Below are 24,141 nucleotides of genomic sequence, written 5' to 3' on the forward strand. Positions count from 1 at the left end.
TTTTGGCCAAATCCGCATTGTCACGTATGCGCCGGTTTCCTGTCGCCAAATGATGCGCTATGCAGCGCAAGAGCCAGCAAGATACGCCAACGGCGGCAAGCCAGTGCGGAGGGGTTGATGAGCGATATCGAACGCGAAAGCATGGAATTCGACGTGGTCATCGTCGGTGCCGGACCGGCCGGCCTTGCCGCGGCCATCCGCCTCAAGCAGGTCAATCCCGAGCTCTCGGTCGTCGTGCTGGAAAAGGGCGGCGAGGTCGGCGCCCATATCCTATCGGGTGCCGTCGTCGATCCGATCGGCATCGACCGGCTGTTGCCCGGCTGGCGCGAGGAGGATGGTCATCCCTTCAAGACGCCGGTCACGGCGGACCATTTCCTGGTGCTCGGCCCCGCCGGCTCGTTCCGCCTACCCAACATCCTCATGCCGCCGCTGATGAACAACCACGGCAACTATATCGTCTCGCTGGGGAACGTCTGCCGTTGGCTGGCCGGCAAGGCCGAGGCGCTTGGCGTCGAGATCTATCCAGGCTTTGCCGCGACCGGCCTGCTCTACAATGAAGAAGGTGCCGTCACCGGCGTCGTTACCGGAGACATGGGCGTCGAGAAGGATGGCACGCACGGTCCGGGCTTCGCGCCGGGCATGGCGCTGATGGGCAGGTATGTGCTGATCGGCGAGGGCGCGCGCGGTTCGCTCGCCAAGCAGTTGATCGCCAGATACAAACTCTCCGATGGCCGCGAGCCGGGCAAATACGGCATCGGCCTCAAGGAACTCTGGCAGGTCAAGCCGGAGAACCATCGGCCCGGTCTGGTGCAGCATTCCTTCGGCTGGCCGCTCGACATGAAGACCGGCGGCGGTTCGTTCCTCTATCATCTGGAGGACAACCAGGTGGCTGTCGGCTTCGTCCTCCACCTCAACTACAAGAACCCTTATCTGTCGCCCTTCGAGGAATTCCAGCGCTTCAAGACCCATCCGGCGATCGCAGGCACATTCGAGGGCGCCAAGCGCCTGGGCTACGGTGCGCGCGCCATAACGGAAGGTGGTTGGCAGTCGGTGCCGAAACTGTCGTTCCCGGGCGGCGCGCTGATCGGATGCGCGGCGGGCTTCGTCAATGTGCCGCGCATCAAGGGTTCCCATAATGCCGTGCTGTCCGGCATGCTGGCGGCCGATCATGTCGCCGAGGCGATCGGCGCCGGCCGTGCCAATGACGAGCTTTCCGCCTACGAAGAAGCCTGGCGCGCGACCGACATCGGCAAGGACCTGAAGAAGGTGCGCAACGTCAAGCCGCTATGGTCGCGCTTCGGCACTGTCATAGGCGTCAGCCTCGGCGGCCTCGATATGTGGCTGAACACGCTGTTCGGCGTCTCGCCCTTCGGCACGCTGAAGCATGGCAAGGCCGACTATGCCACGCTCGAGCCTGCCGCCCAGCACAAGAAGATCGCTTATCCGAAGCCGGATGGCGTGCTCACCTTCGACCGTCTCTCCTCGGTGTTCCTGTCCAATACCAATCACGAGGAAAACGAGCCGGTGCACCTCATCGTCGGCGACATGGCGCTGCAGCAACGGTCCGAGCACGATGTCTTTGCCGGACCTTCCACGCGCTATTGTCCGGCGGGCGTCTATGAGTGGGTGGACAAGGATGGCAACGCCGCCGCCGATCCGCAAGCCAAGGACGTGCGCTTCGTCATCAATGCGCAGAACTGCGTCCACTGCAAGACCTGCGACATCAAGGACCCGAACCAGAACATCAACTGGGTGCCGCCGCAGGGCGGTGAAGGACCGGTCTACCAGGGTATGTGAGCGGCGGCGGACCTCGTCTGTCGCCGCAGGGGCGGCCGTTTCAACCAAGCCCGTTGAAGCGCCGCTCGGAGTATGGTCTCATGGCTTCCGGAGAGGAGGCGGACATGCGCCCGAGGAATCTGACTATGATCGCCGCAGCCGGCATGCTGGTCTGCGCATCGGCTGCTTCGGCCGACACAAAGCTCACCGTGCATATCCGCAGCTATGACGTTGCCGGCAGGACCGGCGCCGCCCTTGTCGAGGCGATGGACCGATTGGGGCCCAAGCACGGCTATATGGCGCGCGCCATCGCCGAAACCGGCTACACCACGCACTGGGATCTCGATGTCGCCCGTCAGGATGGGACCTGTCGCCTGCGCCAGGCCAACGGGACGCTCGACGTGACCTACACTTTCCCACGGCGGCTCTCGCCAACAGATCCAGGCCTGCGCAAGCGCTGGGACCGGTTCATGGCCGGCGTGCGCAAACATGAGCATACGCACGGCCGCATTGCGGCGCGGATGATGCGGGCCACCGAAACCGCGCTTGTCGGGCTGAAGCGTCCCGACAACTGGTTCTGTGCGGGCACGCACGTCGAAGCGAGGCGGCGGATCAACGCCATCTATGCCGAATACGAAGCCAGGCAGAATGCGTTCGATGCGCGCGAGCATCGTGATGGCGGCCATGTCGAGCACCTGGTCGACGCGCTGACCAGACCTTGAAGGCGTCGTTGGCGTCTAGAGCAAAGTGCGTGGCGGTTTTCCCGGGCAAAGCGCGCAGCGCTTTCCTTGGGAAGTGCGTCGAAATGTCGAAATAAAGAGTTAGAGCGGTTCGGTGATTCTAACAACACTGAACCGCGCTTGCCCATTCGCGATGGTGCCCCGTCTTGGGACGGCGAAGCATCAGCCGCGCGGCTTACCTTGGAGATCGTGTGCCGCGAGCGCGCTCTCGTGCTCGTCATGCGGTTGCTTGTCGCCCGTGCGGACGGAGAACTCGACCAGCACCGGCAGATGGTCGGAGCCGGTATCCTCCAGCCGCGTCGAAGACAGGATGGTCAGCCCGCCCTTGCTGAACACCTGGTCGATCGGCAGGCCTGCATAGCGGCGCAGGAAATCGGGCAGTGTCCGGTGAATCCAGGTCGGGCCGGCTGAAGGCATGAGTGTCAGCCCGCCGAGAGCCGCGACCCGCCGCACCGCGGCACTCCAAGGCACGGCGTTGCAATCCCCGGCCAGGATCGCTGTCTCGCCGAGCTCGGCCAGTGGCTGCGCCAGTTCGCCAATCTGCCAGTATTGCTCCTTCGGCCAGGGCCAGGTCAAATGGATCGCGGCGACATCGACATCGCTCCCGCCAAAGTCGATGGTGGCGGTCGCCATCGCGCCGCGCGGCTCGCAACGCGGCGCGGTGTCGGCGACAAACGGCCGGCGCGACAGCAGCGCAACGCCGAACATGCGGTTCGGGTAAGGGCAGAGGATCCGGTAGGGATAGGCGCTGGCGATGTAGCCAAGCTCGGTCGTCCACATCGCCGACACCTCGTCGAGCGTGATCACGTCCGGATTGGTGCGGCCGATCAGTGAGAGCACTTTCTTCGGCGTTGGATTGTTGAAGCGAAGGTTCATCTGCAGCAGGCTGTAGACGATCTGGTCGGCGGGCTTGGCAACCGCCGGCTGCGGCCACAGCCTTGGCAATGCGCTTGCTGTCGTGACCAGGCAGGCGACCGCGAAGAGCAGTGCCGCGGCCGCTTGCAGCCGGTAGGAACTTGCAAGCAGCGGCAGCGCCAAAAGCGCCATCAGCACGCTGAGGTGAATGCGAAAATGCGAGAAGGAATCGAAAGCGGGGTGCAACGCGCCGAAAAACCCTGCCAACAAAGCGGCCGACAATGCCGTCATCGCCAGGAATGCCAGCCCAGCCATCATGTTCAAGCGCGCGCCTGTTGTCATTGAGGTCTTGTCTGCGAGGTCGTGTCCGCTGAATGCCGCCTGTCGATCAGTTCGATTTGCTTATCGGCCAAATTGCGGCCGAGCAAGACGACGAATTGCCTCGCCGAGCCTTCAAGCGACCGCCTACTGGAATGCTGTCTCCGAAAAGCTCCGGAGCTTGCGCGAATGCAGCCGCTCCATCGGCATCTCGGCCAGCTTTTCCATCGCCCTGATGCCGATGGTCAGGTGTTGCGCCACCTGGCGTTTGTAGAACTCTGTCGCCATGCCAGGCAATTTCAACTCGCCATGCAGCGGCTTGTCGGAAACGCACAGCAGCGTGCCGTAGGGGACGCGGAAGCGGAAGCCATTGGCGGCGATCGTCGCCGATTCCATATCGAGGGCGATAGCGCGCGACTGCGACAGGCGCTGCACCGGTCCGCGCTGGTCGCGCAGTTCCCAGTTTCGGTTGTCGATGGTGGCGACGGTGCCCGTGCGCATGATGCGCTTCAGATCATAACCCGACAGGCCGGTGACCTCGGCTACTGCTTCCTGTAGCGCAACCTGGATCTCGGCCAACGGCGGGATCGGCACCCACACCGGCAGATCGTCGTCCAGCACGTGGTCTTCGCGCACATAGGCATGCGCGAGCACATAATCGCCCAGCGCCTGGGTGTTGCGCAGCCCGGCGCAGTGACCAAGCATCACCCAGGCATGTGGCCGAAGCACGGCAATATGGTCGGTAATGGTCTTGGCGTTGGAAGGACCCACGCCGATATTGACCATGGTGATGCCACCATGGTTCGGCTTCTTCAGATGGTAAGCCGGCATCTGCGGCAGGCGCTGTGGCGCTACGCCTTCACTGGGAGCGCTCTGCCCGGACCGGGTGATAACGTTGCCAGGTTCGACAAATTCCGTGTAGCCTTCACCACCGTTTTCCATCAGGTCGCGGGCGCGGGCGACGAACTCGTCGATATAGAACTGATAGTTGGTGAACAGCACGAAATTCTGGAAATGCTGCGGGCTGGTTGCAGTGTAGTGCGTCATGCGGTGCAGTGAATAGTCGATGCGCTGCGCCGTGAACGGCGCCAGCGGCCGGGGCTCGCCGAAGGCGACCTCGAACGTACCGTTGGCGATCTGATCGTCGGTGCCGTCGAGATCCGGCACGTCGAACAGGTCGCGGATCGGCCGCTTGATACGTTCGGCATCAGCGCCGTCGACATAGGTGCCTTCCAGGAAAGCGAAATGCAGCGGGATCGGCGTGGTCGATTCCGAGACGGTCACCGACACGCCGTGATTGCGCATGATCAGCCGAAGCTGCTCGATGAGGTAGGTCTCGAACAGGTCCGGCTGGGTAACCGTGGTGGCGAAATGACCGGGCGTCGGCATGTGGCCATAGGCCTGGCGAGAGTCGACCTGGGTGAACGAACTCGTGGTGACGCCAATCTCGGGGTAGAAGGCCCGGTAGCGCTTGCTGCTGTCGCCGCCGGCGGCAAGGGCCGCGAAGGAATCGCGCAGGAACTTGGTGTTGCGGTCGTAGAGCACCTGCAGCGCGGCAACGGCCTTTTCGGCGTTGTCGAAGCTCTGCCGGCCAAAAGGCTCGGGCATGACGACAGATTCGATGGCTTGGGGATAGATTCGCTTTTCCATAACCCAATATAGAGACTTGGGCGACCGGTTGGGAGGGGTGTCGCCGCCGAAGGCGCCCAAAGCGCCCCTTTTTTCTTCAACCCCGCTGCAGGCTGACCAGCAGAACGAACCCGACGCCAGACTTTCTGAGCGCCGGCGCCTCGATCGTCGAGCCGGCATCGGCGCGCATCATCGGTACCGCCAGGACCGGGGCGGCCAGAACCATCAGGATAAGCGCCGCCCGCGGCAGGAGCCGGAGGGTCTTGAGAGTGTTGGCGGCGATGCGGTTCATGATGTCTGCGCTTTTCTTTTCGAGGTCCGGGCTATTTGGTTTCAGTGGCGAAGGTTGGTCGGGCAGGCGAGATGGCAGAGCCTGGAGGCTTCGTCCCAGGAGCGGGGGGAACGGCCCGCTTCGGCGACGAGAATGGCGAAGAACATTCCAAACAGGCTCATCAGCAGGCAGACGATGGTGAAGCGGCGAGCAAGCATTGGGTCTGTGTCTCCTTCAACACGCATGAGAATGCCCTGACGCCGCTGAACCGGCTCTGATGCCGGCGTTCATCTGCGGTTCAAATTGATTGACGCGACGTTGGCTGGGTCGCCGCCGGCCCCGGACGGCGATCGGGTGCGACAGTCAGCGCATCGGTAAAACGAAAACGGGGCCCGCCGGGCCCCGTTTTGAGATCACTGGGAAATGGTCGATCAGAGCTTGTGCCAAGTCTGGCTCTTGCAGATCAGTCCGCCGAGCACGCAGCCGCTCATCTTGAGCGAGGCGCCCGATAATGTCGCCTTGCCCGAATAGGTCTTGTCGTTTGCCGGGTCGGTGATGTTGCCGGTATATTTGTTGTCGCCGGCCGCCTTGAGCGAGCCGATGGTCTTGCCGGCATATTTGCCGGACTTGAGCGTGATGGAAAATGAACCGCCGCCTGAAATGGCCGCCGTGTCGCCTGCCTGCGTTTTCCAGTTGCCCTCTATCGGATCGGCCCACGCCGCGCCGCTCAGGATCAAAGTGGCCGCCAGGGCCAGGCTCACTTTTCGAAACATGTCTTCCTCCCTCTGGATAGCCGGCCGGATGCTCCGCCTCGCCGGTCTGCCGCTTACGCAAACGTAAGCTAATCCAGCTTCCGTCAAAACAAAAGCGGTGCCGCTACGGAAGACTTTGGCATTTTGAAAGCGCCTAAATTCGCTCTGTCGGCGCGGAAATGAAAACGATCGGCTCGTCGCGTTTGTTTCCCGTGGTTAGCGGAGTGTTGATTGCGGCCGTGAAAATTTTCGTCAAATTTGGCGAAAACCAGCCGAATTGCTGGCCCCGTATCCTTAACGAATTTCTGTGTTTACCTCTTGTTTTAGCTTTGTTTTCCTCAAATTAAGCACGCCATTTAACGACGGATTCAAGCCTGCGCGGCATTCTCGAAAGCATCGAAAGAGCGGCCCGGACAAGACAAACGGAGGCAGCTCTCGGGAGCCAGACAGGGGACTAAAATGGCAGGTTTTGAAATGCTTGAAGCAGGCTTCGGCGCCATGGGGGCAACTGCCCAGGCCGACATTCTTTTCGAACTGGGCATGATGTATGCGACCGGCCGCGATTGCGAGACCGACGTCGTTGCCGCCCACAAATGGTTCAACATCGCCGCCATCAAGGGTTCGGTCCGCGCCGCCGAGCTGCGCTCGGAACTCTCGGCGGCCATGTCGAAGGTCGAGATCGCCAAGGCGCTGCGCGAAGCCCGCGAATGGATGACCATGCACTGAGTTCCGCCAGACGGGAACGCTCCGGCCAAGACCGCTGAAAAGACGGTCGGGCCAACAGGGATAGGCTGCGCAGACAGCCAGGCCACAGGCCAACAACAAAAAGGATGCGGCAGGCCGACAGGTCCAAGCCGCCCGACGAACCATGATCCCGAAAGTGGAATCGGGGCCTCGGCAAGATCATGGCCAACAGGAAGACAGGGTAGGTGGGTTGGGTTCACAGCGCGGGGGCGCCGGGGAAACGGCCTGACAGGCAAAAAAGCCACGACCAGCCGGAACAAGGCTGGCGTGGCTTTTTTGCTTGAATGAGGCCAGGCAGGCCCAATCGAGTGGCGCCAATGCGCCTAGACAGGTCCGATGAAGGATGAAATTGTCCCGCCTCTCTGGAAGAAGCGCGGCCGGAGCGGCCGCGCGTGAGTGGAGGAGTTCTATTGTCATGAAAAAAATGAGTATTTTGAGCGCGGCCATTTTCGGCCTGATGATGAGCGCGCCGGTCGCATTCGCCGACGACATCACCGTCTCGGTGGTCGGCCCGATGACCGGACAACTCGCGACCATCGGCGATCAGTTCAAGCAGGGCGCACAAGCCGCCGCCGATGCCATCAACGCCGCGGGCGGCGTCAACGGCTCGATGATCAAGCTCGACATCGAGGACGACCAGTGCGATCCAAAGCAGGCCGTGTCGGTCGCCAACCGCATCGTTGCCAACGGCGTCAAGTTCATCGACGGTCATGCCTGCTCGGGTTCGAGCATCCCGGCCTCGGCGGTCTACGCAGAAGCCGGTGCGCTGATGATGAGCCCGGCGTCCTCGAACCCGGTGCTGACCGACGCCGCGGCAAAGGCCGGCTGGCCGACGATCATGCGTCTCTATACGCGTGACGACGCGCAGGGGGCTTTCATCGGCCCTTGGATCGCCAAGAAGTATGCCGGAAAGAAAGTCGTCATCCTGCACGACAAGAGCGCCTACGGTCAGGGCGTGGCTGACGCTGTCAGGGCAACCATGAATACTGGTGGCCTCAAGGAAGTCTACTATGACGCCATCAACCCCGGCGAGAAGGACTATTCGGCGCTTGTCACCAAGCTGAAGGATCTCAAGGCCGATGTCGTTTATTTCGGCGGCTACCATCCTGAGGCCGGGCTGATCCTGCGTCAGTCGGCGGAGCAAAACCTAAAGTTCCAGCTGATCATGCCGGATTCGATCGCCTCGCCGGAGTTCTGGCAGGTTGCCGGCCCGGCCGGCGAGGGCACCATGTTCGTGTTCCCGTCGGATCCGCAGGCAAAGCCGGAAGCCAAGGCGGCCGTCGAGAAGATCAAGGCGGGCGGCTTCGTGCCGGAAGGCTTCACGCTGTTCTCCTACGCCGTGGTCCAGGCTTTCGCCGAAGGCATCAAGCGTGCCGGCGGCGACGATCCGGCCAAGGTTGCCGAAGCGTTGAAGAACGGCACGCCGATCAGCACCGTTGTCGGCGACGTCACCTTCGACGAGAAGGGCGACCTCAAGAATGCCAGCTACGACATCAACCAGTGGCACGACGGCAAGTACGCGCCGATCGCGCAGTAATCGCTTTGACAGCCCAGGAAATGGCCGGGTTCGCCCCGGCCATTTCTGTTTGCGGCCCGCGATGCGCTCCTGCTATCAACTGGTGGCTGAGTTCGACGCGCTCTGTTCCTCGACGAACCGCACCAGCACCGTCCCGTCAGTGACCTGCGCCCCTTCCCCGGCGATCTCGGCGATCACGCCATCATGCGGGGCGGCGATGGTGTGCTCCATCTTCATCGCCTCGAGGATCAGCAGAATTTGCCCCTTGATCACAGCGTCGCCTTTCACCACGCGCACAAGCTTGACGAGACCCGGCATCGGCGCGCGCAGGCTGCCGGAGGCGGCAGCTGCTTCATCGCTCCTGGCCAGGGGATCCGGCACGGTGAAAGCATATCCCGCAGCGCCTTCGAACACCGTGATGTGGGCGGGCCAGCGGGCGAGGCGGGGAACGGCGCGAAGATCATGCGAATTGGTGCTATCGTAAGGCGCATCGAGCGCCACCTGAAAGCGTCCGTCCGGCCGCATTGAAACCTTTGCCTGAATTTGCTCGTCGCCGAACTTCAGCCGCATGCGCCGCACCACGCCGTGGAAATGCGCATAGCCGGCAAGCGACGACCACGGGTCGTCCGACGACGGCAATGCTCCGGCACCCGAGGCCGCCAGGATGGCAGCCGAGATGATTTCGCCGGTCGGCGGCGCGACCGCCGTCAGCGCTTCCTGGTGTCGGCCGATCAGGCCGGTATCGACGTCGCCTGCTGCAAAATCCGGATCGGCCGCAAGAGCGGCAAGAAAAGCGGTGTTGACGGTGGAGCCGGCAATCTCGGTTTGCGCGAGCGCTGTGCGGAGCGCTTCCAGCGCCGCCTGTCTGTCCCCGGCATGGACGACCAGCTTCGCGATCATGGGGTCGTAATAGGGCGAAATCGCATCGCCAGCCCGCACGCCAGTCTCAATGCGCATCGCGGCTCCTTCTGGGGCAACGCCCGGGAATTTCAGGTGGTGCAGCGTGCCCGTCGCCGGCAGAAAGCCCTTGGCCGCGTCCTCGGCATAGATGCGCGCCTCGAAAGCATGGCCAGAAAGCGCGATCTCGCTTTGTGTCTTCGGCAGTTTTTCGCCGCTGGCGACCCGCAACTGCCACTCGACCAGATCGGTGCCGGTGACCATCTCGGTGACTGGATGCTCGACCTGCAGGCGGGTGTTCATTTCCATGAACCAGAAGCGGTCGGCCTTGAGGCCTTGCGAGGCGTCGACGATGAACTCGATGGTGCCGGCGCCGGAATAGTTGATTGCCTTGGCTGCCTTCACCGCCGCTTCCGTCATCGCCTTGCGCAAAGCCGGCGTCATGCCGGGGGCGGGGGCCTCCTCGATCACCTTCTGGTGGCGGCGTTGCGCCGAGCAGTCGCGTTCGTAGAAATGCACCGCGTCGCCGAAATTGTCGCCGAACACCTGCACTTCGATATGCCGTGGCTTGTCGACATATTTTTCGACCAGCACACGGTCGTCGCCGAAGGCGGCCTTGGCCTCGCGCCGGGCGCTGGACAGCGCCTCGGAAAAGTCATCGGGATGCTCGACGCGCCGCATGCCCTTGCCGCCGCCGCCGGCACGCGCCTTTATCAGCACGGGATAGCCGATCTCGCGGGCCTTTGAGGCCAGCAGCACGATTTCCTGCGCCTCGCCATGATAACCCGGAACGACCGGAACGCCGGCCTTCTCCATCAGCCGCTTGGCGGCGTCCTTCAGCCCCATGGCGCGGATCGAGGCCGCCGACGGGCCGATGAAAATGAGACCGGCAGTCACCACCTGGTCGACGAAATCGGGGTTTTCCGACAGGAATCCGTAACCGGGATGGATGGCCTGCGCGCCCGTTGCAAGAGCCGCCGCAACGATCCTGTCACCGCGCAGATAACTCTCGCCGACGGGCGAGGGGCCGATATGGACCGCCTCGTCGGCCATCTCGACATGCAGGGATCTCGCATCGGCATCCGAATAGACTGCGACGGTGTGCACGCCGAGCTTGCGCGCTGTGTGGATGACACGGCAAGCGATCTCGCCCCGATTGGCGATCAGGATTTTCGTGAACATGGAGCCTCCCGGATTTGCATCGGGCGGCGCCATTCCGGCAGGCGCCTGTTTATTTGGACGCGGCGATCTCGCAGACGCCGCCGTTTGTCACCTTGTAGTGGTCGCGCGTGGCCAGGCAGGATTTCATGGCCAGTTCCTCTGCCATCTCTTGCGACGGCGCGTTCAGTCGCGCGCCGCAGAGAATGTGGAGAGAAACCACCCTGGAGTACGGCGTGGTGGCATAGGCGGAATGGCCGGTGGCCGCGACATAGGCCTGGTAGGCCCTGGTGCATGGTGACTCCGGATCGCCATTCAAAGTCGGCGGGAAACGCTTGTCCCCCCCGCTTCCCGCCAGCGAGCCGGCCACGCTCGCGCCATGTGCCGCGGTTGGCAGTAATGCTGAAAGTATTAGAGTAGACACATTCCGTTAGTATTTCAGTTTCATTTGTACCCCATCCCTGTTTAAAAGTGCAAGATGAGAAATTACGAATATTATACAACGCGGCCAGATCTGCAGGGGAGGCTCTTGTTTTGGTGAACGCATGAGCGGCGTGGCTTATAAAGTTCATTCTTCACCCAATGTTGCAAGAATACGTCGGTATAATTCCGTCATGGCTTCGTCGAAGCAGCAGAAAACGACGGTTTCGGGAAGTGCGTTCTGCTTGATGAAGTCATTGACCTCAGTAGCGGCGACATTGGTCGCTTCGTCTTTCGGATAGTGGTACACACCGGTCGAAATGGCCGGGAATGCCACCGAGCGGCAGTCATTGGCGACTGCTAGTTCAAGCGAACGCCGGTAACAGGAGGCCAGCAATTCGGCTTCGCCCTTGCCGCCGCCCTGCCAGACGGGCCCGACAGTATGGATGATGTGTCGAGCCGGCAGTTTATAACCCTTGGTGATCTTGGCATCGCCGGTCTTGCAGCCATTGAGCATGCGACATTCGAATTCGAGCTCCGGCCCAGCGGCGCGGTGAATGGCTCCATCGACCCCGCCGCCACCGAGCAGCGAGGAGTTGGCAGCATTGACGATGGCATCGACCGCCAGCTTGGTGATGTCGCCGGTGTGAACGCTGATCCGGTCGCCCATAGCGCTCATCATCACATCCTGAACACGCCGAAGCGTGTCTCCTCGATCTCGGCGTTGAGCGCGGCCGACAGGCTGAGCGCCAGCACCTCGCGTGTCCTGGCCGGATCGATGATGCCGTCATCCCAGAGCCTTGCCGAGGAATAGAGCGGATGGCCTTCATGCTCGTATTTCATCAGGATCGGCTTCTTGAATTTCGCCTCCTCCTCGGCGCTCCATTCCCCGCCCTTGCGCTCGATGCCCTCGCGCTTGACCATGGCGAGTACGGCTGCCGCCTGCTCGCCGCCCATCACCGAGATGCGGGCGTTGGGCCACATCCACAGGAAGCGAGGTGAGTAGGCGCGGCCGCACATGCCGTAATTGCCGGCCCCGAACGAACCGCCGATAATGACGGTCACCTTGGGCACCCTGGCGGTCGCCACCGCCATCACCAGCTTGGCGCCGTCCTTGGCGATGCCGCCCGCCTCGTATTTCCTGCCGACCATGAAGCCGGTGATGTTCTGCAGGAAAACCAGCGGGATCTTGCGCTGGCAGCACAATTCGATGAAGTGCGCGCCCTTCAGCGCGCTCTCGGAAAACAGCACGCCATTGTTGGCGATGATGCCGACCGGCATGCCGTGGAGATGGGCAAAGCCGGTGATCAGCGTCGTGCCGTAGTTCTGCTTGAATTCATCGAATTCGGAGCCGTCGACAACGCGCGCGATCACTTCGCGCACGTCATAGGGCTGGCGCAGATCGGTCGGGACGATGCCGTAGAGTTCATCTGCCGGGTGAAGCGGCGGATGAGCTTTCTGTAAGCTCAGGCTTACAGCCTTGTTCCGATTCAGGTTCTTGATGATGCGCCGGCAGATGGCAAGCGCGTGTTCGTCGTCCAGCGCGTAGTGATCGGCGACACCGGACAGCTTGGTGTGAACATCCGCGCCACCCAATTCTTCGGCGCTGACGTCCTCGCCGGTGGCCGCCTTTACCAGCGGCGGTCCGCCGAGGAAGATGGTCGCCTGGTTGCGCACCATGATCGTCTCGTCCGACATCGCCGGCACATAGGCGCCGCCAGCCGTGCAGGAACCCATGACGCAGGCGATCTGCGGGATGCCGGCAGCCGACATGTTGGCCTGGTTGTAGAAGATGCGGCCGAAATGCTCGCGGTCGGGAAAGACCTCGTCCTGGTTTGGCAGATTGGCGCCGCCGCTGTCGACCAGATAGACGCAAGGCAGATTGTTCTGAAGCGCGATCTCCTGCGCGCGCAGATGCTTTTTCACCGTCAGCGGATAATAGGTGCCTCCCTTCACTGTGGCGTCGTTGACGACGACCATCACCTCGGTACCCTCGACGCGGCCGATGCCGGCGATCAGGCCGGCCGACGAGATCTCCTCGCCATACATGGACCACGCCGCGAACTGGCCGATCTCGAGGAAGGGCGAGCCGGTGTCCAGCAATTGCGCCAGGCGTTCGCGCGGCAGCAGCTTGCCACGGCCGACGTGGCGTTCGCGCGCCTCGTCCGAGCCGCCGCGCTCGACGGCCGCGGCCTTTTCAGCGATGTCGGCAACCAGCGCCCGCATGCGCTCGGCATTGGCGCGGAAGGTTTCGGAGGAGGGCGAAATCTGGGTCTGGAGGACAGCCACGCTACACCCCCTCCGCCATGATCTCGCGGCCGATCAGCCAGCGGCGGATTTCGCTGGTGCCGGCGCCGATCTCGTACAGCTTGGCGTCGCGCAAAAGCCGGCCGGTCGGATAGTCGTTGATATAGCCGTTTCCACCAAGCAGTTGAATGGCGTCGAGCGCCATCTGCGTCGCTCTCTCGGCGGCAAACAGCACGCAGCCGGCGGCATCCTTGCGGGTGGTCTGGCCGCGGTCGCAAGCGGCTGCGACGGCGTAGACGTAAGCGCGCGCGGCATTCAGCGCCGTATACATATCGGCAAGCTTGCCTTGTACCAGTTGGAATTCCCCAATCGGCTGGCCGAACTGCTTGCGTTCGTGAACATAGGAGATCGCCACGTCGAGGCACGCCGCCATCAAGCCGATCGGGCCGCCGGCAAGCACGGCGCGTTCATAGTCGAGGCCAGACATCAGCACCTCGACGCCGCGTCCTTCCTCGTGCAGCACATTGTCGAACGGCACCTCGACATCCGAGAAAACCAGTTCGCCGGTGTTGGATCCCCGCATGCCGAGCTTGTCGAGTTTCTGCGCCACCGAAAATCCCGGCATCGCCTTTTCGACGATGAAGGCGGTGATGCCGCGCGATTCCTTTTCCGGGTCGGTCTTGGCGTAGACAACCAGCGTTTCGGCGTCCGGGCCGTTGGTGATCCACATCTTGGTGCCGTTGAGCACATAGCCGTCATTGCGCTTTTCGGCGCGCAATTTGAGCGACACCACGTCGGAGCCGGCGCCGGGCTCCGACATGGCGAGCGCGCCGACGTGCTCGCCCGAACATAGCGGCGGCAGGTATTTTTCCTTCTGTGCCGGCGTTGCCCAGCGGTTGATCTGGTTGACGCAGAGATTGGAGTGGGCGCCATAGGAGAGGCCGACCGATGCCGAGGCCCGCGAGATTTCCTCGACCGCGATCACATGGGCTAGATAGCCCATGCCGCTGCCGCCGAAATCGGGATCGGCGGTTATGCCGAGCAGGCCGAGCGCGCCGAGTTCTCGCCACAGATGCGCCGGGAATTCGTTCTCCCGGTCGATGTCGGCGGCGATCGGCGCAATCCTGTCCTGCGCGAAACGCCGGACCAGATCGCGCAGGGCCTCGACGTCCTCGTCATGCCCGAAGCTGAGCGTGTTCGTGTACATGCCATTCCTCCTGCAGCATGACCCCCCGAAAATCGACTTCGTCTTTCGGCAAGGATCATGCGCGAAATTAAAGTGCTACAACATACTTTGCGCATCCGAAGGGACGCGCGGCGCTGTAGTATCGGTAGCCATCCTCGCGCCGAGTAGGCGCATTGTCATCGAAAGGTATGTCTCCGTGACCTCGGCGATGGACAATCGCTCGCCCGGCCGGAACCAAACGATGACGCCGGTCATCATCTGGATCAGCGCCATGGCCGTCAGGCCGGTGTCCTCGATGCTGAAAATACCAGCCTCGGCGCCATCGCGCAGGATCGAACGCAGTTCCTTTTCGTAGGCCGTGCGCAGGCGCAGGATCTGTGTCAGCCTGTCGGGCGACAGGCTGCGCAATTCCATGTTCGATACATGCGTGGCGTGGCGGCGCCCGATATGAAAGGCGATGTGGTTGTGCACATAGGCGGCAAGCTGCCGAGCCGGATCCGCGCCGGCCGGCCTGGAGTGCTCCCAAGCTTCGCGAAGCCCTTGCATATGGTCGCGCATCAGCGTGAACAGCAGGTCTTCCTTGGTCGGGAAATAGCGGTAGAGCGCGGCTGCCTGCACGCCGACCTCGGCGGCCAATTGGCGCATCGACATCGCTTCATAGCCATAGCGCGCAATCAGGTTGACCGCCGCCTCGCGGACTGCCGCTTCGGTTCGCTCGCCGTCTGATCCTGTGGTGCGTGCCATCATCGCCTCGTCGACGGCAGATAATAAAACGAACGTTCAATTAATTCAAGGGAGAAGAAATCCGTCTACGTCATGATCCTGAAATCTTCAGGCGTGGTCCAGGTCTCCAGCTCGTCCAGCTCGATCCCCGAGACAGCAGCGCCGGGCGGGCCTTGCCGAAGCCGTTCGATCATGGCCGCGACAGCCGCGTCGGCGCCGGTAAGCCATGCCGTAACCGAGCCGTCTCTTTCGTTGCGCACCCAGCCCAGCAGCTCGAGCCTTGTCGCTTCGCCTCGCGCCCAGATCCTGTAGCCGACGCCTTGGACCTTGCCATATATGCGCGCCTGCACTGCCCTTTTCCGGTCTTTCATGGCTCGCTCCCTTGCATAGAGTGTGGCGCAGCGCCGAACGAAGGCAACTGGCTTGAGGTCTATCCAATCGAGAACCTGGATTCTTTGCGGAAAATGGATGACTCGATCTAGTAAATGATTGACTAAGTCAATTTGATAGCGACCGTCTCTATGGCCTGGTAATTTCGCGGGAGGCACCTGGCATGCGCGATCGGAATGGCTTGGTCCGCGATATCCGCCACTTCAACCGGTTCTACACCGGCCTGATCGGGTTGCTCGACGAGACGTTGATGCACAGCGCCTATACCCTGACCGAGGCGCGGGTGCTGTTCGAGATCGGCCACCGCCCTCGCCATAGCGCCACCAATCCCGGCGGCAAGACAGGTTTTCTGGCGCGAGCGTTTCGGCTCGATGTCGAACCAGTGGCCTCCGCAGTCGCCCGGGACCTCCAGGTGGATCCTGCCTATGTCGCGAGAATTCTTCGCAGATTCTCTGCCGCCGGCCTGACTGAAATGTGCACCGGTCCCGCACCTTTGCGGCCGCGCGTCCTATCGCTCACCGCGCGCGGCCAGGCCGCGCTTGCCGCACTTCATGCGGCCACGGATTGTGATCTTGCCCGCCTGACCGCGGGGCTGAATGACAGGGAAGCCGCGGAGTTGTCTGATGTGCTGACGCGTGTCAGGCATCTGCTCGGCGCAGCGATGCCTCCCGAGCACCGCGAAGCGCCCTAGTTTCCGCGCGCCGCTGCCAATGCGCCGGGCAATTCCTCGGCGAAGATATCCAGTTCGTGGTCGAGACCGACACTGACGCGGATGCAGCGGTCGAGCCCTGGCGCCATCGGCTTGCGGATGAAGACGTCGCGCGACAACAATCCCTGCAGCACTTTCAGAGCGAAAGCACCGTCATGGCCGCTGTCGATGGTGACGAAATTGGTCGCCGAGGCGAGCGGCTTCAACCCATTCTGTTCGGCAATATCAGCGATGCGCCGCCGTCCGGCGGCCACCCGGGCCACCACCGTCTCGAGATAGACCTGATCGGCGAGCGCCTCGACGCCGGCGATCTGCGCCATGCGGCTGACGCCGTAGTGGTTGCGGATCTTCTCGAAATCGCTGATCACTTGCGTCTCGGCCAACGCATAGCCGCACCGTATGCCGGCAAGTCCGTAGGCCTTCGAAAAGGTTCGCATGCGGATGACGTTTGGCCGGGAGATGTTGATCGGCGGCAGGGCCGAGGCCGGCCCCAGTTCGCCATAGGCCTCGTCGAGCACCAGCATGGTGCTTTCCGGCAAGGCTTGTATGAAGCCGATGACCTCGTCGGCTTCCCACCAGCTGCCCATCGGATTGTCCGGGTTGGACAGATAGACCAGTGGCGCCTTCTCCCTGACGACCGCCGCGAGCAGACCGTCCAGGTTTTCGCGGTCGTTCTCGTAACGGACGGTCACCAGCCGGCCGCCGACACCGGCAATGTGGAAGTTGAAGGTCGGATAGGCGCCGAGCGAGGTGACCACCGCATCGCCAGGCGCCACATACATGCGCGCCACCAGGCTGAGCAGGCCGTCGATGCCTTCGCCGACAACGACGTTCTCGACCGCCACATTGTGATGAGCGGCCGCCGCGACTTTCAGGTCGTAATTGTCCGGGTCACAATACATCCACTGGTCGCGCGCGACACTCTCCATGCGGGCGATGACGCGCGGCGAGGGGCCAAAGCTGCTTTCATTGGCACCGATGCGGGCACGGAAAGCGCGCCCGCGCTCTCGTTCCTGCGCTTCGGGGCCGACAAACGGCACCGTCGACGGGAGTGCGGCGATGAGCGGCGAGAGGGCAGGGCGCGTTGGCATGTCGAAAGCTCGCTTGGAAGGAGCCTTCTTGCTAGCGTGACCGGATGGTTGGCGCAAGGTCGCCACGTCCGCACCCGCGACACTGGATTCCTTCGCCTCTTTTTGATAGCGAGACTCTATGAACAATCGTCTCCCGCCCGCCTGGTCCAAGGACGTCAAGCCTGGCCCCACGCCGAAGCCAAGATCGCCGCAAGCCAATCCGCAGACGGCAAATTCGCTCTCACGTACACAGGCCGACGAGGCGCTGCTGAAACAGGCATATGCCCTCCAGCAAGCCAAACGCCTCAACGAGGCTCAGGACCTGTGCCTTCAAGTTCTGTCGCGCACGCCAAACCACCCCCTCGCTCTTTAGATGTCATAACGGACGTAGCCGCCGATGCGCAGGCAGGTTTCGGTGCCGGGGATGTAGAAGTAGCCAGCGCCATAGACGTCGCAAATCTTGACGTATTCAGCGGGTTCCGGTTCGGCGACGACGACGGCGTCGGCGGCGCGCGCACCGGAAACTGCGATCAGGGCCGCAGCGGAGCCGAGAAAAAGGCTCTTGATGTTCATTTTCTGACCTCCAGTCAGAATCGAACGAATTGGCGGCTGGCAGAGGGATAGCCGGAACCGCCAGGACCAGCAGCGTCAAATTATCTAATTGTTATTGCTGGAAATCTTGGCATCGACAGAGCTGTGCGAAGCAGGATGGCGGAGAGGATGGGATTCGAACCCACGAGAAGCTTTTGACCTCTACTCCCTTAGCAGGGGAGCGCCTTCGACCACTCGGCCACCTCTCCGTTGAGCCGCTGGATAAAGAAAAGCGGCGGCACAATCAACAAGCCCGCGTCATTAATATGGAAAAATAAGAGCGTAGCGGATCACGGCTTTGCTCGACGCGGCGGATCTGCGGCAATTCCCTGGCTGGCGACTCGCGACCTCGCCACGATTCCGTCCTCCGATCGCCGGATTCGGCTGGAAACAAGCGGTTGCGGCGGCCCCGATGGTTAACGAGAGCTTTCTGAGTGAGGCCAAATCGCGTCATTTGTGCAACAATGCTGTGGGATAGCAGCCGAACTGTCCTTTCGCCGGTACGATCGTTGTTGAACGCCGCTGGCTCACGCTGGAATGTCGGTTTCGGTGGAGTGGGGCCCAACCAAGAAGTGCTTCGACAGTAAGTCACCGCCCATGAAATTTGCTGGTGTCCCAGCCGGGACGGTAAAACTTGACATTCGCATGTCTGACCTGGACGCGCCGGATTTTGCGCACGGCGGCGGTAGGGTGGCGTATTCTGGAGAGGCCCTGCCTTACGGCGCCTTTTCATACCGAGGACCCTGTCCCCCATCGCCGGATACTGCCAATTCACCGTCAAGGCACTAGACGTCAACGGTAAAACTGTCGGGACGGCGAAGGCAAGAAAGCGCTTTCCGTAGGGCACAGTATCAGAGCATGATGCCGAAAAGTGTGAGGCGGTTTCGGCCGACATCATGCTCTATCTCTTTGATTAGAGGAGGAATTGGATTTCAGGTCGAGTTGACCTGAAATCTGGAGGCTCCAACGGAGCGCTGGTCTTATCGAAACGCTAAGCAGACTTTCGTGGGGTGCCCCGCGAAAGTCTGCTTAGATTCTCGTGTTATTCGCAGGTTGTGATCGCAAAACCGTGGGACACTTTTGCAGAACCTGCTTAGCCTTGACTAGCTGATCAATGGCCGTTCTCAGCCCGATCGAGGAAGGAAGCAATCTCTTCCGGCAAAATGCCGGTTTCCAGGAAGGGCGCGTGTCCCTGGCCGTCGGCCGTGATCGCCTCCATGCCGGGATGGCGCTTTTTCATCTCTTCAAGCGTGGCGTCGGAGAGAAGCTTTGAATTGCCGCCTCGTATGGCAAGCAACGGCACGGTGACCAGCGCGTCGAACCGAGGCCACAGATCCGGCAGCGGCTTGGTGACGTCGACGCCGGCCAGCGTGTCGATCAGGGCCGGGTCGAAATCCGGCAACAGCCCCTGATCCGTCTCACGGTAGAGCGCCCCAACCATCCGCGTCCAGTCGCCCTCGGTTAGCGCTGGAAAATCCTGGCCGTGAACGCTGCGCTGGGCAGCCATCGCCTCGGCGAGGGTTTTCGGCTTCGGTGCGCGTTCGAGATAGGACTGGATGTGAGCGAGACCCGCGGGTTCGATCACTGGCCCGATGTCGTTGAGCACGATGGCTTTCAGCGCCGCCGGCTGCATCGCGCCAAGCACATGGATGATCAGCCCGCCGCGCGAGGTGCCGATGAAGGCCGCCTGTTCGATGCCGAGCGCCGCCAGCCCGGCAAGGACGTCGCCGGCTTCGATGCCGACATTATAGTGGCTGACATCGGGATCGTAGGCCGACTGCCCGCGTCCGCGGTAGTCGAAAGCGACGACCTTACGCGCAAGGGCGGATCGCGTCGAGAGATGGAGCGCAAGCTCGTGAAAATCCCGCGCGTTACGTGTCAAGCCAGGCAGACAGACGACCGGCCAATGTGCGGAATTCGCTTCGCCATAGACGCGCGCGTGAAGTCTCAGCCCATCTGGCGCCGCATAGAAGAAGTCGGAGAAATCTGGATTGCTCGACATGGGACGGGCTCTTTAGCCGAAGGATCGTCCACGACTGCTACAGACGGAGCGCCGGAGGGTCAAACGGGAAAGGCTCCTCCTTCTCCTCGCAAGGCGAGGGCAAGAGCCTCAGCCGCGCCCGTTCACGAGATCGCCGACGATGTCGTACTTGCCGGAAATACGCATCTTGTAGACCTCGTAATTCTCCATCACGCGCTGCACGTAACTTCTTGTTTCCGTGTAGGGAATCCGCTCGATCCAGTCCACCACCGCATCGATGTCCTTGCCGCGCGGGTCACCGTATTTCGCCACCCACTGGCTGGCTCGGGTCGGGCCGGCATTGTAGCCCGCGAAGGTCAATACGTACGAGCCATTGAAGCGATCGAGCTGTTCGCCGAGGAACGCCGACCCAAGCGTTGCATTGTAGCCGGCGTCGGTAGTCAGCCTGGTCTGCGAAAACTGTAATCCGGCCTTCTTCGCCAATTGCTTGGCGGTTCCCGGCATCAGCTGCAGCAGTCCGCGTGCGCCGGCACTGGATACGGCGCCGATATTGAATTCGCTTTCCTGGCGGGCGATCGCATAGGCCAGCGCCTTGCCCGAACCGGAAATATTGGCCGAATCGGGGATGACGCCGAGCGGATGCGACAGCGCGCCGACATCGATGCCGCGCGCCCCGGCGATCTTGCCGATTTTCAGCGCCATGAAATGGTTGTCCTGCTTTTCGGCAAGGACAGCGAGCAGCGCCAGTTCACCCGGGCTGGTCAACTGCCCGGCAAGGTCGCGATAGAGCGTTTCGGCATAACGGTCGTAGCCTGCCTCCTGCAGGCGCTTGATGGCCGAGACGGCCTCGCGGCCGGCAAAGTTCTGCCGGTCGGCGGCACTTGGCTGGGGATAGACGATGTTGAGCGCCTGCCGGCCGACGCGTTCGGCGGCTAGCTGGCCGTAAAACGTCGTGCCGTAGGTCGCCGCACGCCCAAGATAGTCCTTGGCATTGCCGGGGCCACCGACTTCCGCCGCGCGGCCGAGCCAGTAATAGGCGCGCGACAGGGTCATCGGCCCTTGGGCAAGGTCGGCGATACGCGCGAAATGCGTCGCCGCGAGCTTGGGATCGTTCAGGCCGCGCAACGCATACCAGCCGGCATGGAATTCGGCTTCCGCCGCATTGGCCGCGCTTTCGGCGGCATGCGTGGCGACTATTTTGTAGGCGGTCTTCATGTCGCCCTGGTCGACCAGTTCGCGCGACAGCACCCGGCGTTCGACCCACCAGGCATCCGGATCGACCAGGGATTCCCGGTCTGCCGGCGCTTTCATGACAATTGCCGCGGCGCCCGCAAAATCCTTCTGCTTGCGCAGATATTCGGCCTGCGCGAAGAAATAGCCGGCCGAGCGTTGCGCCACCGGCACAGTCTTCAATAGTTTGGCAGCATTCTTGTCGCCCTTGTCGGCCGCCGCCCAGGCGTCGGCAAGCTGCTGGGCGCCGGCGAGGCCGGCGACACGCAAGGCGGAATTCACCCGGTCGGCATAGAACATGCGCTCCATGCGAAAACGGTGATCGGCGGCGGGAACAAGGCTGCCGAACTCCTTGATCAGAGCCGTCTCGTCCTTGGCTTCCAGGATCGCGGTGCGCCAGAACGGCGACAGCACCGATCGCGCCGCCTTGGCGTTGCCCGACGACACATAGGCGCGCGCGAGAACCATCACGCCTTCGACTGTCTGCGGCTGGCTGCCGTCGAATGCCTTGACGACGACATCCGCCGCCGGGTTCTCGCGATAGAGTGCGCGCTCGCTGTTCTTGCGCAATGCAACGGTGCCCGGCCAGTTGGGCAGCATCTTCGCGGCCGTGGCGATGTCGCCGCTCGGAACCTTGTCGCCCCCGTAGAGCGCGATCGCCCAGGCCAATATGTGCTGGTCGAGCGATTGTGCGGGTAGCGCATCGCGCACACCGCGCGCGCCGGGAATATCGCCAGCCGCCAGCGCATCCAGTCCGCTTTTCAGGAGCGTGACGGCGGGTGAAGGGTCCTGTTGCGCCTTGTCCTGTACACCAGGCATCGGGATGGCCGAGGTGACCCGCACATCGACGCTGCCGCTGATCGCCACGCCGGGCATCAGCGCGGCGATGGCGCCAAGAAGCGCGAACAGGTGGGGCCGACTGGGCGGCATGATTTCGTGTCTTTCCTTAATCCAGCATTTTACCTGCGGGCAAAGAAGCCTTGAAGCCTAAGCTTAGGTCGTGAAGGGCTCGTAAACAAAGGGTTGTCGAGGCCGTTCGAATTACGCCTGCTGGCACCATGGCAATGCTTGCCGCGCAACAATGTCGAGACTATGGTGCGCCGCTTCGCTTTCGGTTAGAAGGCGCGCACGACAAAACACCGATGCATGTCGCCCAAAAGTGGATACCGGTTTTGGGGCAGCGACATGCATAACCGACAAAGTGCATGTCGCCCAAAAGTGGATACCGGTTTTGGGACCACGACATGCGTGAACCAAGAAGTCCCAAGGAGTTGGACGACATGCTGAGAGGCTCGCTTACTGCGCTCGTGACACCGTTCGAAAAGAGCGAGCGTTTCGACGAGAAAGCCTTTCGCGCGTTCGTCGAATGGCAGCTTGGCGAAGGCACCGCGGGCCTTGTCCCGGTAGGCACCACCGGCGAATCCCCGACGCTGTCGCATGACGAGCACCGCCATGTCGTCAAGGTCTGCATCGAGGTGGCCAAGGGCAGGGCGCCTGTCGTCGCCGGCGCTGGCTCCAATAACACCTTGGAAGCGGTAGGTTTGGTGCAATATGCCGAAAAGGCCGGTGCCGATGCAGCCCTGGTCGTCACGCCCTATTACAACAGGCCGACGCAGCGCGGCCTGTACGAGCATTTCGCCGCCGTCGCCAGGGCGACCAGCCTGCCGATCATCATCTACAACATCCCGCCTCGCTCGGTGATCGACATGACGCCGGAAACGATGGGCCGGCTGGCGCACGACTTCAAGAACATCGTCGGCGTCAAGGATGCGACCGGCAAGGTCGAGCGCGTGTCCGAGCAGCGCATGACCTGCGGCAAGGATTTCATCCAGCTTTCCGGTGAGGATGCCTCAGCACTCGGCTTCAACGCGCATGGCGGCGTCGGCTGTATTTCGGTGACCTCGAACGTTGCGCCGCGGCTGTGCGCCGAGTTTCAGGAAGCGACGCTCTCAGGCGACAGCGCCAAGGCGCTGGAACTGCAGGACCGCTTGCTGCCGCTGCACAAGGCGATCTTCATCGAGCCCGGCGTGTCCGGTGCCAAATACGCGTTGTCGAAGCTGGGCAAGGTCGAGAACGTCGTGCGTTCGCCGCTGGTCATCATCGAGCAGTCGACGGCCGAAAAGATCGATGCGGCCATGAAGCACGCCGGCTTGATTAATTAACGAGTCCGTTTGGAAACTCTACTCCTGCGGCCATCTGAAGGCGCCACCTGCGCTTCCGGTGCTCGCGTACTATATGTACGCTCCGCTCCGGTTCCGCGCGTGGCCCCGAAAGCACCTCGCTTTCGGAAAGGACCATGCGCAAAGTCGGATTTCTAGAGCGTCCTTTGCGCGTTAAAAAACGCGCGGCGCTCTAGTAGCACCATCATCTGACTCGCAGGAGCGAGTTTCGAAACGGATTCTAGACGTTATGAACCAAGTCAGAAAAGCCGATCCCAACAACAAGACCGTTGCGGAAAACCGCAAGGCGCGGTTTTCCTATGAAGTGCTCGACACGATCGAGACAGGCCTGGTGCTGACCGGAACCGAGGTCAAGTCGCTGCGCCAGGGCCAGGCCAACATCCAGGACAGCTATGCCTCGGTCGAAGGCGGCGAGATCTGGCTGATCAATTCCTATCTGCCGGAATACCTGCAGGCCAATCGCTTCAACCACGAGCCGCGCCGGCGCCGCAAACTGCTGCTCAACAAGCGCGAGATGGCAAAACTATCGCAGAGCGTCGACCGCGAAGGGATGACGCTGGTGCCGCTGAAAATCTATTTCAACGACCAAGGGCGCGCCAAGCTGCTGCTTGCAGTTGGCCGCGGCAAGAAACTGCATGACAAGCGCGAGACCGAGAAGCAACGCGACTGGTCGCGCGAAAAGGGCCGGCTGCTCAAGGAACGTGGGTGATCAGGTGACAGTCTGAAAAAAGCCAACGATCGGGCTTCAAGGTCGAACA

22 protein-coding genes, 1 tRNA gene and 1 pseudogene are annotated in these 24,141 nt (G+C 62.2%); 7 read left to right on the top strand and 17 right to left on the bottom strand.

Annotated elements, in window-relative coordinates; all coding sequences use genetic code 11:
• The first annotated feature begins 117 nt into the window (after positions 1–117).
• On the top strand, positions 118–1,797 hold the full coding sequence (locus FJ960_RS23460; protein WP_140717096.1) for an electron transfer flavoprotein-ubiquinone oxidoreductase: 1,680 nt from the start codon (positions 118–120) through the stop codon (positions 1,795–1,797).
• Positions 1,798–1,901: 104 nt separating this feature from the next.
• The gene (locus FJ960_RS23465; protein WP_140717098.1) at positions 1,902–2,498 is read left to right on the top strand and encodes a DUF922 domain-containing protein; all 597 of its coding nucleotides are present in this window, start codon (positions 1,902–1,904) and stop codon (positions 2,496–2,498) included.
• A gap of 180 nt (positions 2,499–2,678) precedes the next feature.
• Here the strand turns inward: FJ960_RS23465 and FJ960_RS23470 are convergent, their stop codons facing one another.
• From FJ960_RS23470 to FJ960_RS23485, 5 genes are all read right to left on the bottom strand, one after another.
• Positions 2,679–3,689, bottom strand: coding sequence for an endonuclease/exonuclease/phosphatase family protein (locus FJ960_RS23470; protein ID WP_181166639.1), 1,011 nt, complete (start codon positions 3,687–3,689; stop codon positions 2,679–2,681).
• Positions 3,690–3,836: 147 nt separating this feature from the next.
• Positions 3,837–5,297, bottom strand: coding sequence for an AMP nucleosidase (locus FJ960_RS23475; protein ID WP_246672913.1), 1,461 nt, complete (start codon positions 5,295–5,297; stop codon positions 3,837–3,839).
• A gap of 118 nt (positions 5,298–5,415) precedes the next feature.
• On the bottom strand, positions 5,416–5,610 hold the full coding sequence (locus FJ960_RS23480; RefSeq protein ID WP_140717102.1) for a hypothetical protein: 195 nt from the start codon (positions 5,608–5,610) through the stop codon (positions 5,416–5,418).
• 41 nt (positions 5,611–5,651) lie between these two features.
• Entirely contained in the window at positions 5,652–5,807 is a 156-nt protein-coding gene (locus FJ960_RS29575) for a hypothetical protein (protein ID WP_181165876.1), read from the bottom strand.
• A gap of 213 nt (positions 5,808–6,020) precedes the next feature.
• Positions 6,021–6,362 (bottom strand): DUF2147 domain-containing protein, encoded by a 342-nt coding sequence (locus tag FJ960_RS23485; RefSeq protein WP_027143911.1) that lies wholly within the window; start codon positions 6,360–6,362, stop codon positions 6,021–6,023.
• A 438-nt stretch (positions 6,363–6,800) separates the two neighbouring features.
• Between FJ960_RS23485 and FJ960_RS23490 the strand changes: the two genes are divergently transcribed.
• Both FJ960_RS23490 and FJ960_RS23495 read left to right on the top strand, forming a co-directional pair.
• On the top strand, positions 6,801–7,067 hold the full coding sequence (locus FJ960_RS23490) for a sel1 repeat family protein (RefSeq protein ID WP_140717104.1): 267 nt from the start codon (positions 6,801–6,803) through the stop codon (positions 7,065–7,067).
• A gap of 433 nt (positions 7,068–7,500) precedes the next feature.
• Positions 7,501–8,622: a branched-chain amino acid ABC transporter substrate-binding protein gene (locus FJ960_RS23495; protein WP_027143910.1), complete on the top strand. Its 1,122-nt coding sequence runs from the start codon at positions 7,501–7,503 to the stop codon at positions 8,620–8,622.
• 75 nt (positions 8,623–8,697) lie between these two features.
• Here FJ960_RS23495 and FJ960_RS23500 read toward each other — a convergent pair whose 3' ends face one another.
• The 7 genes from FJ960_RS23500 to FJ960_RS23530 form a co-directional block, all read right to left on the bottom strand.
• Positions 8,698–10,680: an acetyl/propionyl/methylcrotonyl-CoA carboxylase subunit alpha gene (locus FJ960_RS23500; protein WP_140717106.1), complete on the bottom strand. Its 1,983-nt coding sequence runs from the start codon at positions 10,678–10,680 to the stop codon at positions 8,698–8,700.
• Positions 10,681–10,729: 49 nt separating this feature from the next.
• The gene (locus tag FJ960_RS23505; RefSeq protein ID WP_140717108.1) at positions 10,730–11,026 is read right to left on the bottom strand and encodes a hypothetical protein; all 297 of its coding nucleotides are present in this window, start codon (positions 11,024–11,026) and stop codon (positions 10,730–10,732) included.
• 198 nt (positions 11,027–11,224) lie between these two features.
• Entirely contained in the window at positions 11,225–11,755 is a 531-nt protein-coding gene (locus FJ960_RS23510) for an O-acetyl-ADP-ribose deacetylase (protein WP_140717110.1), read from the bottom strand.
• 2 nt (positions 11,756–11,757) lie between these two features.
• On the bottom strand, positions 11,758–13,365 hold the full coding sequence (locus FJ960_RS23515) for a carboxyl transferase domain-containing protein (RefSeq protein ID WP_140717112.1): 1,608 nt from the start codon (positions 13,363–13,365) through the stop codon (positions 11,758–11,760).
• A gap of 1 nt (position 13,366) precedes the next feature.
• A complete protein-coding gene (locus FJ960_RS23520) occupies positions 13,367–14,530 on the bottom strand; it encodes an isovaleryl-CoA dehydrogenase (protein WP_140717114.1) in 1,164 nt (387 codons plus the stop codon).
• Between the two features lie 75 nt (positions 14,531–14,605).
• Positions 14,606–15,253 carry a TetR/AcrR family transcriptional regulator gene (locus FJ960_RS23525; protein ID WP_140717116.1) on the bottom strand — a complete coding sequence of 216 codons (648 nt, stop codon included), beginning with the start codon at positions 15,251–15,253 and terminating at the stop codon, positions 14,606–14,608.
• Positions 15,254–15,318: 65 nt separating this feature from the next.
• On the bottom strand, positions 15,319–15,603 hold the full coding sequence (locus FJ960_RS23530; protein WP_140717118.1) for an acylphosphatase: 285 nt from the start codon (positions 15,601–15,603) through the stop codon (positions 15,319–15,321).
• 182 nt (positions 15,604–15,785) lie between these two features.
• Here FJ960_RS23530 and FJ960_RS23535 point away from each other — a divergent pair, with 182 nt between their 5' ends.
• The gene (locus FJ960_RS23535; protein ID WP_140717120.1) at positions 15,786–16,313 is read left to right on the top strand and encodes a MarR family winged helix-turn-helix transcriptional regulator; all 528 of its coding nucleotides are present in this window, start codon (positions 15,786–15,788) and stop codon (positions 16,311–16,313) included.
• Here the strand turns inward: FJ960_RS23535 and FJ960_RS23540 are convergent.
• The 5 genes and pseudogenes from FJ960_RS23540 to FJ960_RS23570 form a co-directional block, all read right to left on the bottom strand.
• Positions 16,310–17,422 carry a pyridoxal phosphate-dependent aminotransferase gene (locus FJ960_RS23540; RefSeq protein ID WP_140506017.1) on the bottom strand — a complete coding sequence of 371 codons (1,113 nt, stop codon included), beginning with the start codon at positions 17,420–17,422 and terminating at the stop codon, positions 16,310–16,312. The genes FJ960_RS23535 and FJ960_RS23540 overlap by 4 nt on opposite strands.
• A gap of 351 nt (positions 17,423–17,773) precedes the next feature.
• Positions 17,774–17,974: pseudogene (locus FJ960_RS23550) on the bottom strand (porin); the annotation flags it as partial.
• A 136-nt stretch (positions 17,975–18,110) separates the two neighbouring features.
• Positions 18,111–18,201: transfer RNA gene (locus FJ960_RS23555), tRNA-Ser, on the bottom strand.
• A 902-nt stretch (positions 18,202–19,103) separates the two neighbouring features.
• Entirely contained in the window at positions 19,104–19,994 is an 891-nt protein-coding gene (locus FJ960_RS23565; protein WP_140717122.1) for an alpha/beta hydrolase, read from the bottom strand.
• A gap of 108 nt (positions 19,995–20,102) precedes the next feature.
• A complete protein-coding gene (locus FJ960_RS23570; protein WP_140717124.1) occupies positions 20,103–22,133 on the bottom strand; it encodes a lytic transglycosylase domain-containing protein in 2,031 nt (676 codons plus the stop codon).
• A 350-nt stretch (positions 22,134–22,483) separates the two neighbouring features.
• Here FJ960_RS23570 and dapA point away from each other — a divergent pair, with 350 nt between their 5' ends.
• On the top strand, positions 22,484–23,365 hold the full coding sequence (gene dapA / locus FJ960_RS23575) for a 4-hydroxy-tetrahydrodipicolinate synthase (protein ID WP_140717180.1): 882 nt from the start codon (positions 22,484–22,486) through the stop codon (positions 23,363–23,365).
• Positions 23,366–23,612: 247 nt separating this feature from the next.
• Complete coding sequence (gene smpB / locus FJ960_RS23580; RefSeq protein WP_027144197.1) at positions 23,613–24,092, top strand: SsrA-binding protein SmpB; 480 nt, start codon at positions 23,613–23,615, stop codon at positions 24,090–24,092.
• Positions 24,093–24,141 lie beyond the last annotated feature (49 nt).

The sequence above is a fragment of the Mesorhizobium sp. B2-3-11 genome (assembly GCF_006442215.1).
Lineage (GTDB): Bacteria > Pseudomonadota > Alphaproteobacteria > Rhizobiales > Rhizobiaceae > Mesorhizobium > Mesorhizobium salmacidum.

Bases quoted from the DNA above. Each gene is read 5' to 3' on its own strand.
- FJ960_RS23460 (WP_140717096.1), top strand. From the start codon at position 118: ATGAGCGATATCGAACGCGAAAGCATGGAATTCGACGTGGTCATCGTC.
- FJ960_RS23465 (WP_140717098.1), top strand. From the start codon at position 1,902: ATGCGCCCGAGGAATCTGACTATGATCGCCGCAGCCGGCATGCTGGTC.
- FJ960_RS23470 (WP_181166639.1), bottom strand. From the start codon at position 3,689: ATGATGGCTGGGCTGGCATTCCTGGCGATGACGGCATTGTCGGCCGCT.
- FJ960_RS23475 (WP_246672913.1), bottom strand. From the start codon at position 5,297: ATGCCCGAGCCTTTTGGCCGGCAGAGCTTCGACAACGCCGAAAAGGCC.
- FJ960_RS23480 (WP_140717102.1), bottom strand. From the start codon at position 5,610: ATGAACCGCATCGCCGCCAACACTCTCAAGACCCTCCGGCTCCTGCCG.
- FJ960_RS29575 (WP_181165876.1), bottom strand. From the start codon at position 5,807: ATGCTTGCTCGCCGCTTCACCATCGTCTGCCTGCTGATGAGCCTGTTT.
- FJ960_RS23485 (WP_027143911.1), bottom strand. From the start codon at position 6,362: ATGTTTCGAAAAGTGAGCCTGGCCCTGGCGGCCACTTTGATCCTGAGC.
- FJ960_RS23490 (WP_140717104.1), top strand. From the start codon at position 6,801: ATGGCAGGTTTTGAAATGCTTGAAGCAGGCTTCGGCGCCATGGGGGCA.
- FJ960_RS23495 (WP_027143910.1), top strand. From the start codon at position 7,501: ATGAAAAAAATGAGTATTTTGAGCGCGGCCATTTTCGGCCTGATGATG.
- FJ960_RS23500 (WP_140717106.1), bottom strand. From the start codon at position 10,680: ATGTTCACGAAAATCCTGATCGCCAATCGGGGCGAGATCGCTTGCCGT.
- FJ960_RS23510 (WP_140717110.1), bottom strand. From the start codon at position 11,755: ATGAGCGCTATGGGCGACCGGATCAGCGTTCACACCGGCGACATCACC.
- FJ960_RS23520 (WP_140717114.1), bottom strand. From the start codon at position 14,530: ATGTACACGAACACGCTCAGCTTCGGGCATGACGAGGACGTCGAGGCC.
- FJ960_RS23525 (WP_140717116.1), bottom strand. From the start codon at position 15,253: ATGGCACGCACCACAGGATCAGACGGCGAGCGAACCGAAGCGGCAGTC.
- FJ960_RS23530 (WP_140717118.1), bottom strand. From the start codon at position 15,603: ATGAAAGACCGGAAAAGGGCAGTGCAGGCGCGCATATATGGCAAGGTC.
- FJ960_RS23535 (WP_140717120.1), top strand. From the start codon at position 15,786: ATGCGCGATCGGAATGGCTTGGTCCGCGATATCCGCCACTTCAACCGG.
- FJ960_RS23540 (WP_140506017.1), bottom strand. From the start codon at position 17,422: ATGCCAACGCGCCCTGCCCTCTCGCCGCTCATCGCCGCACTCCCGTCG.
- FJ960_RS23565 (WP_140717122.1), bottom strand. From the start codon at position 19,994: ATGTCGAGCAATCCAGATTTCTCCGACTTCTTCTATGCGGCGCCAGAT.
- FJ960_RS23570 (WP_140717124.1), bottom strand. From the start codon at position 22,133: ATGCCGCCCAGTCGGCCCCACCTGTTCGCGCTTCTTGGCGCCATCGCC.
- dapA (WP_140717180.1), top strand. From the start codon at position 22,484: ATGCTGAGAGGCTCGCTTACTGCGCTCGTGACACCGTTCGAAAAGAGC.
- smpB (WP_027144197.1), top strand. From the start codon at position 23,613: ATGAACCAAGTCAGAAAAGCCGATCCCAACAACAAGACCGTTGCGGAA.